We start from the raw sequence: 16,422 nt of genomic DNA on the forward strand, positions 1-16,422 counted from the left end.
ATGTCTATAAGATTGCGGCTGACTGCTTGGTATTCAGGGATTTTGGCCGTTATGCTGCTGGCCTTATCAGCCGCAATTTACGGTTTTGTTTATTTTAATACTTATGGGGACTTGAAGGATCGTATACAAAAACAGGGTGAGCAGCTTGTAACCAATCTCAATCCTAACTGGGCGTATGACGGTTCATTGCAAAGTGTGAGCATAAACCCCTTCTTCGGCAACAAACTGGAGGAAGCTAATATTCTGGTGCAAACCTATATCTATAATAATGAGAACCTGCAAAAGTCAGAGAACTTGCATTATCTAGATATCCAATTCGATGTTCCGAAACTGGAGGATATTGATAAAGCTCACGGGTTCAAACAGACTACGCTTGGCGGATATCATTTGATGGTTTATCAGATACCGATATATGACTTGAATAAGAGTCCTGTGGCCCTTCTGCAGGTGGCAACACCGTCAAATTCGGAAGACAAGCTCTTGGAGCGTTTAAAAAATATACTACTCGTAGGTTCTTTTGCTACTCTGATCGCGGCATTTACCTTCGGCTTGTTCCTTGCGCGCAAATCCATGAGTCCAATCGGCAAAGTAATTGAAGCTGCGAATGGGATTCAGACGGGGAATGATTTAAGCTCGCGGATTGAATACGATGGGCCGCCAGACGAGATAGGAAGACTTATTGAGACCGTTAACAGTATGCTTGGGCGTATGGAAGGGTTCTACACAGAGCTGGAGGATTCGTATGCGGCTCAGCGCCGTTTCGTTTCAGATGCTTCACACGAGCTTCGGACACCGCTCACTACGATCCGCGGAAATATTGATCTGCTGCAAAAGGTTTGGGAGATGGAACCCGGAGAAGGGAAGATGAGTGAAGCTGAGATTCGCCAGCTATCGCTTGAATCGGTGCAGGATATCGCAGACGAGTCTAAGCGTATGAGCCGCTTGGTAGCGGATATGCTCTCGCTCGCGCGTGCGGATACTGGACGTACTTTTGATATAGAGCCCGTGGCACTGGAACCGATGATGAATGAGATTGCGCGCCGCGCCTCTTTCCTGCCCCGTCAAGCCGAGTGGGTTACAGGTGATATGTCAGTCTTAAATGGCAAATATATAGTTGGGAATAAAGATTATCTACAGCAAATGCTCTTTATTTTTATTGATAATGCCTTTAAGTACACGCCTTCAGGCATCGTGAGTTTGGATACCCTCTTCTATCAGAATCAGATTGGCATTCGGATCACAGATACAGGGATTGGTATGGATAAAGATGAGGTTCCATATATCTTTGACCGTTTCTATCGTGCAGATGAATCGCGTGGAATTACGGAAGGGATTGGGCTTGGCTTATCCATTGCTAAGTGGATTATTGACGAGCATGGTGGGTCTGTGGAGGTTGTTACACGCCAAGGTGAGGGGACCACTTTTGTCATCTGGTTGCCGCTTCTCTTTGCTCCGCCGCTGGAATAGGGTATAATTTAGAAGTGTCCTATTACAGAGGTCAATGAAAGCAGAAAGCTGGTGAACTCATGGAAGTCATTAAAATCTCTCCCCGGGGATATTGTTACGGAGTTGTCGATGCAATGGTTATGGCACGGCAGGCTGCGCAAAATCTCGATCTTCCCCGGCCGATTTATATACTGGGTATGATTGTTCATAACAGTCATGTCACGAATTCGTTCGAAGATGATGGCATTATTACTTTGGACGGACATAATCGTCTGGATATTCTGGATAAAGTGGATAGTGGGACCGTCATATTCACTGCACACGGGGTTTCTCCTGAGGTGCGCAAGATGGCTAGGGACAAGGGTCTGACTACGGTCGACGCCACCTGTCCTGATGTCACGAAGACCCATGATCTTATTCAGGAAAAAGTAGATGATGGTTATGAGGTCATTTATATCGGCAAAAAAGGCCATCCGGAACCGGAGGGTGCTGTGGGTATTGCCCCTGAGCATGTGCATCTGATTGAAAAAGAAGATGAGATTGCTACGTTATCCATCTCTTCTTCACGTATTGTCATTACGAATCAGACTACTATGAGCCAGTGGGATATTAAACACATCATGAAAAAGCTTCTAGAGACCTTCCCAGGTGCTGAAGTGCATAATGAGATATGTATGGCTACCCAAGTACGTCAAGAGGCTGTGGCGGAACAAGCGGGGCAATGTGATCTGGTGATTGTTGTCGGTGATCCGCGAAGCAACAACTCCAATCGTCTGGCACAGGTGTCGGAAGAAATCGCTGGGGTTCCTGCCCATCGTATTTCTGATGTGTCTGAACTCCAAACAGAATGGCTAGAGGGTGTAAATATCGTCGGGGTCACTTCTGGCGCGTCCACACCTACACCTATCACCAAAGAAGTGATTAACTACTTAGATCAGTATGATTCGGCTAATCCGGAGACGTGGGAGATCAAACGTACAGTGAATATGGCGAAGCTGCTGCCACCGGTTAAGAATAAGAGTGCAAGTACTACTTAATGTAATGGGCTAGGCTCGAACTTATATATTATGAACGCTGCAACAAGAGGGCTTAACTTCGTCAGTCGAGGTTAAGTGCTCTTTTTTATCGAAAGAACGCTTCCGGCATAGGAATCTAGAATATAGATTGACTATAATCGTTTTTTGAGGTAAAATTGCTTTAGTGATTAAAAGCATAAAAGCTTAAAAGCGAACACGCGTCGTAGCGCGATAGTATTTAGCGGAATTATTATAAATTTTAAGTGTAGAGAGGGAGTTATAAATATGATCGTCATTACATCAAATCAAACACCGGAAGAGCAGGTTAAAGATATAATTGCCGTAATCGAAAAAGAAGGTTTGCAGGTGCATCTCTCCAGAGGAGCAGATCACACGGTGATAGGTTTAGTGGGAGTCGTCACTCCTAAGCTCGCCGAGCATTTGCGGCAAATGAAGGGTGTAGAGAACGTCGTGAAGATCTCCAAATCCTACAAGCTGGCCAGCCGGGATTTCCATCCTGAGGATACGATTATTGATATCAAGGGTGTGAAGATTGGTGGAGAAAACCTGGTGATCATGGGCGGACCTTGCGCCGTTGAGTCTCCAGAGCAGATTGATGAGATCGCCCGGCTTGTTAAAGCGTCTGGTGCTCAGGTACTTCGTGGAGGCGCGTTTAAGCCCCGTACAGGACCGTACAGCTTCCAAGGCGTAGGTGTGGAAGGTTTGACTATGATGGCTGAAGCAGGAAAGCGTCATGGGCTGTTGACCATTACAGAGGTTATGACACCAGAGTATGTTGATATCTGTGCGGAGCATGCGGATATTCTGCAGGTGGGTACACGGAATATGCAAAACTTTGATTTGCTGCGCAAGCTGGGGACCTGTGGCAGACCTGTTCTTCTAAAACGTGGCTTCAGTGCGACCTACGATGAATTGCTCAATGCAGCGGAGTACATTTTGGCAGGCGGTAATAAGGATGTGATGCTCTGTGAGCGCGGGATTCGCACATTTGAGACCTACACTCGTAATACGCTGGATCTATCGGCTATTCCTGTGCTACAAAGCTTAAGCCATCTTCCAGTAATCTCTGATCCAAGTCACGGAACCGGTCGTCGTGAGTTAGTTGAGCCTATGGCCAAAGCTTCTGTTGCTGCTGGCGCAAATGGTCTAATTATTGAAATGCACACAGATCCGGACAATTCCATGACAGGTGATGGTGTTCAATCGTTATTCCCTGATCAGTTTGATAACCTGCTTAAGGATCTGGAAAAGCTGGCTCCAATTGTTGGACGTAAGTTTTCAACTTCGCCAGAAGCGGTTTCGGTCCTATAAAATTAAATCTAATAGCTTCCTCGGAAGCCCTCTTAACCCGCGACCTAGTGGGAAAAGAGGGTTTTTTTGGAGTTGGATAAAATAAATGTGACATGAAAATATGCGAAAATAACAGATTTCACGAAAGCGTTAGAATATCTTACATTGCTGAAAGAAATACCTGACATAAGCATTGACGATGTTAGGTATGAGATTTATAATTACGACAGCAAAAAAAATTAAAACAAGAACATTTGCATACTGTGAGCGGCCTAATGTTCGGAACTTGGGGGAGGAAAAATTCATGTCGGTTGAAAAAGTGTTGCAAACAATTAAAGAGAACAATATCGAGTGGGTAGATTTTCGATTCGTAGATTTAGGTGGTCGTGCCCACCACATCTCTCTGCCAGCTTCTGAAGTGGAAGATGAAACTTTTGTAAATGGGGTAGCATTCGACGGTTCTTCCATCAAAGGTTTCCGTGGTATTGAAGAATCAGACATGGTTATGATGCCTGATCCGAATAGTGTATTCATAGATCCGTTTACAGCTCATCCAACGCTGAACGTGATGTGCGACATTTTCACTCCTGATGGCGAACGTTATGAGCGCGATCCTCGCGGTATTGCTGTGAAAGCAGAAGAATTCCTGCAAAAAAGCGGAGTAGGTACATCTGCATTCTTCGCGCCTGAATCAGAATTCTTTATCTTTGACGATGTTCGTTACGAAAGTGGCATGAACAGATCCTCATTCTTCGTAGATTCTGAAGAAGCGGCTTGGAATACGGGTCGTAAAGAAGAGGGCGGCAACTTGGCATTTAAAGTTGGCGTTAAAGGTGGATATGTTCCTGTAGCACCAGTTGACTCCCAACAGGATATCCGCAGTGAAATGTGCCGTCTGCTTGCTGAAGTTGGACTACGCATTGAACGTCATCACCATGAAGTAGCCACTGCAGGTCAAGCGGAAATTAACTTCCGTTTTGATACCTTGAAGAAAACTGCTGATAATCTCATGACTTATAAATATATTGTACAAAACACTGCACGTCAGTATGGCAAGGTAGCAACCTTCATGCCAAAACCGCTGTTCGGTGATAACGGTAGCGGAATGCACGTGCATCAATCCATCTTTGACGGAGACACTCCTTTGTTCTACGAAAAAGGCGCTTATGCTAACCTGAGCGAAATGGCTCTTCATTATATCGGTGGTATTTTGTATCATGCACCAGCATTGATCGCTTTGACTAACCCAAGCACCAACTCCTTTAAACGTCTGGTTCCTGGCTACGAAGCACCGGTTAACTTGGTTTACTCCAAAGGAAATCGTTCTGCAGCAGTTCGTATCCCGGTAGCAGCTGTGACACCAAAAGGCTGTCGTATCGAATTCCGCACACCGGATTCCACAGCTAACCCTTACTTGGCATTCTCCGCAATGCTGATGGCAGGTCTGGACGGAATCAAGAACAAGATTAACCCGCAAGAATTGGGTTATGGTCCTCTGGATAAGAACATCTATGAATTGTCTGATGCAGATAAAGAAAAAATCCGCAGTGTTCCAGGCAGCCTGAGCGAAGCGCTTGATTCTTTGGAAGCTGATTACGAGTTCCTAACAGAAGGCGACGTATTTACTAAGGACTTCATCGATAACTATATTGCTCTGAAACGTTCTGAAGCACAAGAGGTTGCAATTCGTGTTCATCCACATGAATATGCCCTGTACTTCGATCTATAAGATTCCTCTATTATAATCTTTATAATAAAAGAAGCTGTCTCAAAAGTAGTGAATTCTACTTGGGGCAGCTTCTTTTTTATGAATCAGGAAAAGTAATGGGTTTTACTGTGCCCTATGACTATATGCTAAGAAAGACTATACTAGCCCCCGTTCAGGAGCGCCGCAGGACTCTCTAATGATAAGCTCTGGCTCCACGCTGAAAGAACTCGTGCCTGATTGGTTGTTTATTAGATCATATAGCATTAGAGCTGCTAGGCGACCGATCTTATCTTTATTTTGGCGGATGGTAGTCAGTAGGGGGGTTGTATAATTGCAGGCCTCGATATCATCACAGCCAATAATTGCGACAGTTTCAGGAACGGCGATAGAAGCCTCTTTAAGGGCACGCATCGCCCCTATAGCAAGCTGATCCGACGCCGCGAAGATCGCTCTAGGTAAATTTCCATTCTCAATCATTCTACGCATCGTCTCATACCCGCTGGCCTCAAAGAAGTTACTTCCGTTTAAGAACCAATTCTCGTTAATAGGCAGTCCTAAATCTTCAAGAGCTTTGCGATAACCACTTTCGCGCATATTGGAGATGTCTGAATCTGAGGAACTGCCGATGTAGCCAAGCTCTCGATAGCCCAGTAAGTAAAAGTGTTCCACCACTTTGGAGGACATTTTGAAATTATCCGACATGATAAAACCAGAGTTGTCACCGGTCAGCTTTAAATCTACGCCGATACACGGAATTGCACTGTTGTCTAATTCGCTGATAGAGGTTTCTAGCTCCTGTCCGGATAGAAGCACACACCCATCTACATTAAAATGCTGGCAACGGGCAAGATAATCGTTAGTATCGCCACTTTGGAATTTTTCATTGGAAAAAAAGATAAGGTCGTAACCTAGTAGTCCCATTTGTTTTTTGAATGAATTTAGCACCTCAATGAAAAAAGGGTGGGTAAAGTCGACATTCAGCATTCCGGCAAAAATCACTCCGATTAGATTGGATGATTTCGTAGCCAATGTTTTAGCTGAATTGGAGGGGGTATATCCAGTTTCTTTTATAATTTGTTGAACCCTTGTCTTGGTATCTTCCGAAATATCACTGTAGTTATTAATGATTTTGGATACTGTCGAAACAGAAACTCCAGCAATTTTCGCTATATCTTTGATGCTGTAGGCCAAATTAAGTCCCCCTTATAGTGAAAAATGTTCCGTAATATATGTTTAAAATCTACTCAAGGCTATTTTTTATGACTTGAATTTATGATTTACGAAATAGTTTCGTTACTTATTTTATAGTTCAATAAGATTATAGTCAATGGAATGTTTACTCTTAAACTAGGATTATGCTTGGTTTTAAAGGTTTTTTTGAATATTTGGTTCAAAAAACGTTCAAAAACGAACAAAGAAAAAAGACTTTACAAAGACAAATAACGATGTAATAATAAAAACACCGAAACCGCTTTCTGTGATATCGTCCTTACTGTTTCGTGATTTTCAGAAATTAACATGTGGTTTCGTTAAAAGGGTCATAACAAATTATCTGGGGGGTAACAAAATGGTAAAGAAGCTTTCTGCGGTATTGTTGAGCTCAGCGCTAGTGCTCTCATTAGCAGCATGTGGAAACAGCAATAACAACGCGAATGGTGAGGCTACTCCGGGCAGCGGAACAAACAAGCCTGCATCTGGTGATAAGAAAGTGATTAAGATCTTACACTGGAAACAAGAGAATATTAACAAGGTCATTACAGAAATTAATAAAAAGTTTGAAGAAAAATATCCGGAATACAAAGTGGAGTACACAACCACGGGTCCGGATGATGAATTCAAACAAGCACAAAGAGCAAGAATTACAGCTGGTGACGTAGATGTTCTTGCCGATCTATCCGGTATGAGATTGTCCCCGAAAGATTGGACACCAGGTGCGAAAGTGCCAGACTGGCAACAATGGATTGATTCCGGACTGATTGCTGATCTGAGCAACGAAGCTTTCGTTAAAAACTACAATGCGAATGATATTGCTAAAGCCGGCACTTATAAAGATAAAGTGTATGCAATCCCAACCGGTAAAGTAGCAATGTCAGGATTCTTCTATAATAAAGAAATTTTTGAACAAAACGGTCTGACTGTACCTACAACTTGGACAGAGTTCATTAGTGTTCTAGATACATTGAAAGCCAAGAGTATTGTTCCAATCGTAGTGGCTGGTAAAGACGTATGGCCATTGAAACTGCCAGTGTTCGGTTTGCAAGCTAAGATTTTGGGTGGCGGCAACCAACAACAATGGATTGAGGGCGTTTGGAAGGGAACTTCGGCATTTAACGATGCTGAGGCTGTAGAAGTATTGGAGAAAATGAAGACGCTTCAAGATAACTACATCATCGACGGTTTCTTGGGTATCGACTATGCAACAGCACCTTCGTTTTTCGCAACAGGAAAAGCAGCTATGATTGCTGACGGAACTTGGGATGCTCCTACGATCGCGGCAGCAAATCCAGATGTGAAATTTGGTTACTTCCCAATCCCAGCTACAGAAGATGCTGCTAAGAATAATTCTCTTGTCGGTAAATACGATGTAACTTGGTATGCAGCAGAAAAAGGCCCGAACAAAGAAGGCGCTTTGAAATGGCTGGAATTCTTCTCTGAACCAGAAAACTACACAGAATATGTTAAAGCAGCAGGATTCTTGCCTACACAAGACAATATTGCCACTGAAAGTGATTTTATTGACAAAGAACTTGCTCCATACATGACTGGAGATTTCGAGCTTGCTTATGAAATTATGATGATTAACCGTGACAACGTTGGTGAACACATTGCAGCTGAAGGCGTTCACACTGAGTATTTGGCACCAGGCGGCGAGTTTAAAACCGCTAAAGAGCTTGCAGACGTACAACAAAAAGAATGGGAAGCAGCAGCACCTAAATAAGTAGCTATCCCAATAAATAAAAAAGAATCTACAACATACTGTACACCAAACATGTTTTACAGCTTCGGGGTCTGTTTTGTGCAGGCCCCGATCATTTTATTGAATTAGGATTGGGTAGGTGAGAGAAATGTATCCGTTCGGGAAAGGTTTTAAACGATATATACCGCTTCTGCTGCTAATGATTCCATTATCATTGTATGTAATTTTCTATTTTGGCCCATCTATGATGACGGTCATCTATTCATTTACAGATATCACTAACGTTCCTGGAAGCAAGATGAGTTTCGTAGGCCTTGACAATTATTATGATGTATTTTACTCAGGAAATTCAGGCGAGCGTTGGGATTCCATTATACGTACTATTTATTTCATGGTCATTGTAACCATTGTACAGAACGGTGTCGGTCTGCTTATGGCCGTAGTTATCAATCAGAAGCTGAAAGGCGATTATTTCTATCGCGCGGTATTCTTTTTACCGGTTGTGCTTGGTGTGGCGGTAGTTGCACTGGTATGGGGCATGATGTTCGATCCGCTGAGTGGTCCGGTTAACCAACTGTATGATTCTTTGTTCGGTTATAAAGATATGTTCTTTGGAAGCTTCACTCATGCGTTCGGTTATATTATATTTACGCAAATTTGGATGTATATGGGATATTCAATGTTGATTTTCCTTGCGGGACTACAATCCGTACCCAAAGATTTGTATGAGGCTGGATATATAGACGGAACTACGAAGTGGCAATCTTTTAAAAATATCACATTCCCACTTATCGCTCCATCCTTTACGATTAACATTATTTTGTCTATTATCGGTGCGATGTCCACCTTTGATATTATTCTCGCAACTACGGACGGTCGCTTTAACACAAGAACGATGGCATATGACGTTTATAAAGAGACGTTCCGTGGTTCTCTACAGATGGGACTTCCTTCCGCGCTTTCCGTGGTTCAGTTCCTTATGATTCTGGTGTTTGTAGTATTTGCAGTGAAACAAATGCGTAAGAGAGAGGTGGAATATTAATGAAGGATTCCAAAACCGCCAAAACTCTCTCTTATATTCTGATTGCAGTGTTGCTTGTTTTGTATATCATGCCGTTGTTATTTGTAATCAATATTTCATTCAAGTCCTTTACAGAATATCTGTTAGATCCTATCGGTCTCGTAAAAAGTATTCAATGGGATAATTATAAAGAAGCTTGGCTACAGGGTAATTTCTCTAATTATTTCTTAAACAGTCTGCTGTATACAGCCGTAGCAACAGTGCTGACCCTAATTGTTTCGTTATTCGGGGCCTTCCCGGTGGCGAGAAATTATGTGAAGTGGAGCGGGTTTATTTATTTGTTCTTCTTGATGTCTCAGTTCCTGCCGAATCCAATGGTCGCACAGTTCAAGTTGATGCTTACCATGAAACAGGAGCTAGGATTTGTAGGTTATGACACGAAGCTGGGTTACATTCTCCTTAAAACAGGCGGAACGGGTATCGTGTTCATGATGTTTGTAGGTTACATCAAAGGAATTAGCCGGGAGATGGATGAAGCAGCAGGTATGGATGGCGCTGGATATATGCGTTATTTGTTCCAGATCATCATGCCACTTATGAAACCAGTAATTGCTACAGGTGTTATTCTAACAGCAATTAGTATCTGGAATGACTTCGTGGGGCCGGTCATGTATTTACCGAGTCCAGAAAACTATCCAATCACCTTCGGGCTTAAAGAATTCCGCGGTCAATACGGAAACAACTGGCCTATGTTGGCGTGCGGGATCATGATCGTATCTGCACCGCTTATCATCCTATACACCTTCATTCAAAAGTATATCGTTGACGGTGCATTGGCAGGTGCGGTTAAAGCTTAAGTAGTTGTGTAAATGAGAGGATGGAGAGAATGGATCGTAATAAAATTCATGGCTTCGAATTCACCGGAAATGATGGGGAATTCAGGCTTCAGCAACCGGATCGCAGCAGTTTTCTATATTTCCCTTTAGTGAATGAAGGGGGAATGATGTCGACAGTAACTCCAAAACTTCATGGTCAGGTTACCACAGGTCATAATTCATTTTTAACACCGCCATTATCTGTTGAAGATTTGCATAATTCGCGGGCTTCCCGCAACTTCTGGGTATACGTAGACGGCAAGGGAGCTTGGTCGGCAGTGGGGAACTCCGCTAAGCAAAATGCCGATTTTTATACATCGTCTACTGATGAAGCAGTACTAGAGGCTGGTTTCTTGTGGCAACGCGTAACGCGTTGTAACGCAGAGATGGGTGTTAAAGCAGAAATCACCAGCTTTGTGCCAAGTGGTAATGATAAAGTCGAATTAATGAAGGTTACGTTGACCAATACAGCAGCAGAGGCTATTACGCTGACACCGACAGCGGTAGTTCCGATTTACGCGCGTTCGGCGGATGATCTGCGCGATCATAGACATGTAACCTCCTTGCTTAACCGGATTTATACTTCACCCTATGGTGTTGAGGTTCAGCCTGCGCTCTCCTTTGATGAGCGGGGACACCGCATCAATCACACTTCTTATGGAGTATTTGGTGCAGAGGGTGACGGCAGTCAACCTGCGGGGTTCTTTCCGGTGCAGGAGGAGTTCATTGGAGAAGGTGGAAGCCTGGATTGGCCAGAAGCTGTTATCCTGAACAACACGCCGGAGATTGGCAAGGGCGGAGGCGTACAAAGAGAGGGATATGAGGCTATCGGGGGTCTTCGTTACGAGACGCTTACTCTGTCTCCTGGTGACAGCCATTCTTATATAGTAGTTATGGCGATCCATAATGAGAGAATTGACGTGGATGCTTTGATGAACAAATATGGTACATCTGAAGCTTTTGATCATTTGCTTGAGGAGACTAAGGCCTTCTGGGCAGATAAAGTGAATATGGTAGAATTTCATACCGGTGATTCAGATGCTGACCAATGGATGAAATGGGTTACGATTCAACCCGTGCTGAGAAGACTTTATGGTAACTCCTTCTTGCCTTATCATGATTATGGAAGAGGCGGACGTGGCTGGCGGGATCTTTGGCAGGATTGTCTAGCACTCCTTATTATGGAACCGGCTGAAGTACGGAGCTTACTGCTGAACAACTACGCTGGGGTAAGAATAGATGGTAGTAATGCCACTATTATCGGTCAACAGCCTGGTGAATTTATTGCCGACCGTAACAACATCCCGCGGGTGTGGATGGATCATGGGGCTTGGCCGTTCTTAACTACTATGTTATATCTGGATCAGAGTGGTGATCTTGATTTCTTATTGCAGGAACAGACGTATTTCCGCGATACCTTTATGAGTCGCTGTAAGGAACGTGATACTTCATGGGATACCTCGCTAGGAAGTGATCTCAGAACAACTTCTGGTGAGGTTTATAAAGGTACGATTCTGGAACATATCCTGCTGCAAAATCTGGTTCCGTTCTTTAATGTTGGAGAGCACAATAATATCCTGCTGGAGGGTGCAGACTGGAATGATGGTCTTGATATGGGCGCAGACCGGGGTGAGAGTGTAGCTTTCACAGCATTCTACGCAAGTAACTTATTGGATATTTCTCGTGTGCTGCGTACGCTAAAGACTTCTAAAGGGCAAGAGACAGTTGAATTGGCAGAAGAAATGAAACTATTGCTAGATTCGCTTGGTGAGCAAGTGGATTATGAATCTGTATCAGGCAAGCATGAAAGACTTAATCAATATTATGCTGCCGCTCCGAACAAAGTTAGCGGTATTCGTGCAGCACTCGACATAGAGACAGTAGCGGACGATCTGGAACAAAAAGCAGAGTGGATCTTTAATCACTTGCGCCGCAATGAGTGGGTGGAAAGTGAACAAGGTGGAGGCTGGTTTAACGGTTATTATAATAATGATGGAGAACAAGTGGAAGGGGAATTCGCAGAAGGCGTTCGAATGACGCTTACAGGTCAAGTATTCCCGCTGATGGGTCATGCAGCTGCGCCAGAGCAAATTCCGCATATCATTGCCGCCGTGGATCGTAATCTACTGGATGACAAAATTGGGTACAGACTTAATTCCCGTTTCGGAGGCATCCAGCAGAATCTGGGTCGCGCCTTTGGCTTTGCCTTTGGACATAAAGAGAACGGTGCTATGTTCAGTCACATGACCATCATGTATGGCAATGCGTTGTATAAACGCGGATATGTGAAAGAAGGACATAAAGTATTAGAATCTCTGTATAGCTTAAGTACTGACTTTGCAAAAGCCCGCATATACCCAGGAATTCCTGAGTATATTAACGAGCAAGGCAGAGGGATGTATACGTATTTAACAGGATCAGCAAGCTGGCTGCTGTTAACTATGGTTACTGAAGTATTTGGTGTAAAAGGTAAGCTAGGCGATCTTTTGTTGGAACCGAAGCTTGTTAAAGAGCAGTTTGATTCTGAGGGAAAAGCCTCTATTAAGACAATCTTCGCGGATCGCGAGTTTGAAGTGGTCTATAAAGCCACAGGAAGCTTAAACTACGGGGAGTACCAAATACACGCTGTTACCCTGAATGGCAGCGAGGTGACGCTGCAGCGCGGCTTAGGAAGTGCGATTATTCCGCGTGAAGAGTTGCTCTCTCTGCAGACAGAGAAATGCCACTTGATTGAAGTGACATTGGCGTAGCTTTATACGATATTTTAAGACGTCTGCACCGTTATTCATAGCGGCTGCAGACGTTTTTTTCAATAATGAATATTTATTCATTGTAACAATGAACGAAAGGGCGCGTTAGGTATGGGTTACAGACTGTCAAATGGCATATTAACTGTCGATATCGCTGATATCGGAGAGTATAAGGGCACTCGTTTTGACTGGACAGGATTTATTACACAGGTGACATTAGAAGAGGGGAAACATACGTTTTGTGTGCCGGAAAGCTTGAAGCCAGGCGAAGGAACTGGGGGCAAGGGGCTTTGTAATGAGTTTGGCATTTCCCGGGCAATTGGATATGATGAAGCACCAATCGGAGGCTGGTTTCCAAAAATCGGAGTCGGATTGTTACAAAAAGGAAATTCCCCATTATACAGTTTCAATGAGGAGTTCCCCTTAACCTCTTTTAGTAAGGATATCGAAGCAGGGAATGATGCGGTCACCTATACGATCCACCCGATGGAAAGCAACGGATATGCTGTGCAGCTAACCAAAACGATTTCTTTACAGAGGGATCAATTAATAATTGCATATGAACTGCATAACAAAGGGCAAAAGCCTTTCCATACGGAGGAATATATTCACAACTTCATCGGAATCGACGGGTTGAATATTGGGCAGGATTTCGAACTGCGTCTTCCGAGGGAACTCAAGGTAGTAGAACCAGAATCCTCCTATACGAAAGAATTGCTAGAGGTATCCGGGAATACCCTTACTTGGTCAAAGGAACCGGATAAACCCTTTTATTGCAAGTTGAGCGGTTGGGAAGGTCAGGAAAATGAGTTCACGTGGGAGTTGGTTCATAAGCCTAGTGGAGCAGGCGTGCGAGAGAGTGGGGACTTTCCAATAGAACGTATGGCCCTGTGGGGAGAAGGTCATGTAGTCTCTCCTGAAGTATTTGTGAACATTAGTCTTTTACCGCGTCAAAGCAAGAGCTGGCGCCGATCTTACCGGTTTTTCACTGCGGAATGAGTACCGTCTTAACCTTTTATGTGAATAATTATACTTGCTGGTGCGGGAGAATATTGCTATCATAACCATATCCATATTGATAGGAGAGAAAGGGTGGGGAGCAGTTTTGAATAAGAGAGCATACAATTTTAATGCCGGACCGGCAGCATTGCCGCTTACGGTACTGGAACGCGCACAAGCGGAGTTTGTTGATTTCCGGGAAAGTGGAATGTCTATCATGGAGATGTCGCACCGTGGTGCCATTTACGAATCCGTGCATAATGAAGCGCAGGAACGTCTGCTTTCGCTCCTCGGCAATCCGAAGGGCTATAAGGTATTGTTCTTACAAGGCGGAGCAAGCACGCAGTTTGCAATGATCCCTATGAACTTGATTTCCGAAGGCCAAGTAGGTAGCTATGTAATGACAGGTAGCTGGGCAGATAAAGCTTATAAAGAAGCCAAATTGGTAGGAGGCGCTCATGTTGCTGCTTCTTCCGAAGATAAGAAATTCTTGGCTATACCTGAATTAAGTTCGATCAAAGCTGCGGAGAATGCTGCTTACCTTCATGTTACTTCCAACGAGACCATTGAAGGAACGCAATATGCAGAATTTCCGGATGCAGGCTCGATTCCGTTAATCGCGGATATGTCCAGTGATATACTTTGCCGTCCAATCGATGTGAACCAATTCGGAATGATCTATGCCGGAGCACAAAAGAACCTTGGACCTTCAGGCGTGACTGTAGTTATCGCGAAAGAAGAATTGCTTGCAGATTCACCTTCTAACATTCCTACTATCATGCGTTACAGCACTCATTATAAGAATAACTCTCTTTACAATACACCTCCATCTTTCTCTGTATATATGGTGAACGAAGTATTAAAATGGATTGAGGAGCAAGGCGGCTTAGCTGGCATCCATTCCAAGAACCTTGAAAAATCGGGTCTGTTATATGATCACATCGATGGAAGTGACGGTTTCTACCGTGGTGTTGCAGAACAAGGCAGCCGCTCTATTATGAACGTTACTTTCCGGATGCAATCAGAAGAACTCGAAAAGCAGTTTGTCAAAGCTGCTGAACTGGAAGGTTTTGTCGGCTTAAAGGGTCACCGCAGTGTTGGGGGCTTGCGTGCTTCCATCTACAATGCAGTTCCTTACGAAAGTGTAAAAGCACTATCCGATTTCATGAACCATTTCCGGCAAACTCAAGGTTAATGAATTCTATCTATAACCTTCCGCCTTCTTGGTGGAAGGTTTTCAGTTTGTTTGGAGAAGCTATGGTTAGGCACTAGAGTAAAACATCTGGCTATTAAGCCTTTAGAGAGGAAGGAACCATATAATGGCACTCCATATCGTATTAGTCGAGCCGGAAATTCCGGCCAATACTGGCAACATTGCGCGTACTTGCGCCGCTACCGGCACTCATCTTCACTTGGTTCGTCCACTCGGATTCCGTACAGACGATGCTACATTAAAAAGAGCAGGATTAGACTATTGGCATGCTGTTACTATTGAATATCACGACTCCTTTGCTGAGGTTTTGGAGAAATATAGCGAGGGGCGTTTCTTTTACGCAACGACGAAAGCAGAGAAAAGATACAGCGACTTTGAGTTCCAAGATGGCGATTTTTTTGTTTTTGGCAAGGAAACGAAGGGGCTTTCTGCAGAGATTCTAGAAGCAGGTAAAGAAACAAAAATGCGCATGCCAATGAGTGATGCTGTGAGATCTCTGAATTTATCCAATTCGGCAGCAATTATTGTGTACGAGGCGCTTCGACAATTGGATTTCCCTAATCTTATTTAAAAAAAGACAAATTTTTTATTTTTTTCAGCAGGATTCGACAATTAGGTAACGAAATATATTGAAAGAGCCGAAATAAGTAGTAGCTACTAAATAATTTTTCTTGAACAGGAGAGGTGTACGTTAGTTATGAAACCTGCTGGTGTAGTTCGCAAAGTGGATCAGTTGGGTAGAATTGTTCTGCCTAAGTCCCTGCGTAAAAGGTATCAGATGAATGAAGGCGACCCGGTTGAAATTTTGGTACAGGGTGACCATATCATCTTGGAGCGTTACCGTCCAAAATGTGTTTTCTGTGGATCGATGGATGGTGTAAGCGAATATAAAGATCGTTATATTTGTTCTGCATGCCTTTCGGAAATGACTCAATTGCCAAGGCATGCCTAAGAAGTACATATTTTGAATTTTGACAGCCAAGAGCTTATAAAAAAACTGTCCTCTTCGTAGAACTCTTCTACTTGGGGGGCAGTTTTTTTATGTATACAAAAAATGCCCCCGCACCAAGTGGCTGCAGGGACATATCGGCTTTATAGGCCTTTTGTTTTGTCGTCGTTGTAAGATGAGGTAAGGATGCCGACCGTAAATAACACAAATACGAACA

General features: G+C 43.7%; 13 protein-coding genes. 12 read left to right on the top strand and 1 reads right to left on the bottom strand.

Going from position 1 to position 16,422, the window contains the following annotated elements:
* From MHB37_RS08430 to glnA, 4 genes are all read left to right on the top strand, one after another.
* A complete protein-coding gene (locus tag MHB37_RS08430; protein ID WP_076126425.1) occupies positions 1–1,467 on the top strand; it encodes a cell wall metabolism sensor histidine kinase WalK in 1,467 nt (488 codons plus the stop codon).
* 59 nt (positions 1,468–1,526) lie between these two features.
* Positions 1,527–2,483, top strand: a complete 957-nt coding sequence (locus MHB37_RS08435) for a 4-hydroxy-3-methylbut-2-enyl diphosphate reductase (RefSeq protein ID WP_076126427.1) — start codon at positions 1,527–1,529, stop codon at positions 2,481–2,483.
* Positions 2,484–2,747: 264 nt separating this feature from the next.
* The gene (aroF, locus tag MHB37_RS08440) at positions 2,748–3,794 is read left to right on the top strand and encodes a 3-deoxy-7-phosphoheptulonate synthase (protein ID WP_339247457.1); all 1,047 of its coding nucleotides are present in this window, start codon (positions 2,748–2,750) and stop codon (positions 3,792–3,794) included.
* 283 nt (positions 3,795–4,077) lie between these two features.
* Entirely contained in the window at positions 4,078–5,502 is a 1,425-nt protein-coding gene (gene glnA, locus MHB37_RS08445; RefSeq protein ID WP_036684454.1) for a type I glutamate--ammonia ligase, read from the top strand.
* A 135-nt stretch (positions 5,503–5,637) separates the two neighbouring features.
* Here glnA and MHB37_RS08450 read toward each other — a convergent pair whose 3' ends face one another.
* The gene (locus tag MHB37_RS08450; RefSeq protein ID WP_076101584.1) at positions 5,638–6,672 is read right to left on the bottom strand and encodes a LacI family DNA-binding transcriptional regulator; all 1,035 of its coding nucleotides are present in this window, start codon (positions 6,670–6,672) and stop codon (positions 5,638–5,640) included.
* Positions 6,673–7,048: 376 nt separating this feature from the next.
* Here MHB37_RS08450 and MHB37_RS08455 point away from each other — a divergent pair, with 376 nt between their 5' ends.
* The 8 genes from MHB37_RS08455 (at position 7,049) to MHB37_RS08490 (ending at position 16,208) form a co-directional block, all read left to right on the top strand.
* On the top strand, positions 7,049–8,419 hold the full coding sequence (locus MHB37_RS08455) for an ABC transporter substrate-binding protein (protein WP_076126433.1): 1,371 nt from the start codon (positions 7,049–7,051) through the stop codon (positions 8,417–8,419).
* Between the two features lie 127 nt (positions 8,420–8,546).
* Positions 8,547–9,440, top strand: a complete 894-nt coding sequence (locus tag MHB37_RS08460; RefSeq protein ID WP_076126435.1) for a carbohydrate ABC transporter permease — start codon at positions 8,547–8,549, stop codon at positions 9,438–9,440.
* Positions 9,440–10,276, top strand: coding sequence for a carbohydrate ABC transporter permease (locus MHB37_RS08465; RefSeq protein WP_036684447.1), 837 nt, complete (start codon positions 9,440–9,442; stop codon positions 10,274–10,276). Before MHB37_RS08460 ends, MHB37_RS08465 begins: the two co-directional genes overlap by 1 nt.
* A 29-nt stretch (positions 10,277–10,305) precedes the next feature.
* Positions 10,306–13,044, top strand: a complete 2,739-nt coding sequence (locus tag MHB37_RS08470; protein WP_405169140.1) for a GH36-type glycosyl hydrolase domain-containing protein — start codon at positions 10,306–10,308, stop codon at positions 13,042–13,044.
* 111 nt (positions 13,045–13,155) lie between these two features.
* Positions 13,156–14,043 (top strand): hypothetical protein, encoded by an 888-nt coding sequence (locus MHB37_RS08475; protein WP_405169141.1) that lies wholly within the window; start codon positions 13,156–13,158, stop codon positions 14,041–14,043.
* Between the two features lie 106 nt (positions 14,044–14,149).
* Positions 14,150–15,238 carry a 3-phosphoserine/phosphohydroxythreonine transaminase gene (gene serC, locus MHB37_RS08480; protein ID WP_076126439.1) on the top strand — a complete coding sequence of 363 codons (1,089 nt, stop codon included), beginning with the start codon at positions 14,150–14,152 and terminating at the stop codon, positions 15,236–15,238.
* Positions 15,239–15,362: 124 nt separating this feature from the next.
* Positions 15,363–15,827, top strand: a complete 465-nt coding sequence (gene trmL / locus MHB37_RS08485; protein WP_076135879.1) for a tRNA (uridine(34)/cytosine(34)/5-carboxymethylaminomethyluridine(34)-2'-O)-methyltransferase TrmL — start codon at positions 15,363–15,365, stop codon at positions 15,825–15,827.
* 126 nt (positions 15,828–15,953) lie between these two features.
* A complete protein-coding gene (locus MHB37_RS08490; protein ID WP_036684437.1) occupies positions 15,954–16,208 on the top strand; it encodes an AbrB/MazE/SpoVT family DNA-binding domain-containing protein in 255 nt (84 codons plus the stop codon).
* Positions 16,209–16,422: the final 214 nt, after the last annotated feature.

The organism is Paenibacillus sp. FSL H3-0286, from assembly GCF_045040705.1.
GTDB lineage: Bacteria > Bacillota > Bacilli > Paenibacillales > Paenibacillaceae > Paenibacillus_AQ > Paenibacillus_AQ odorifer.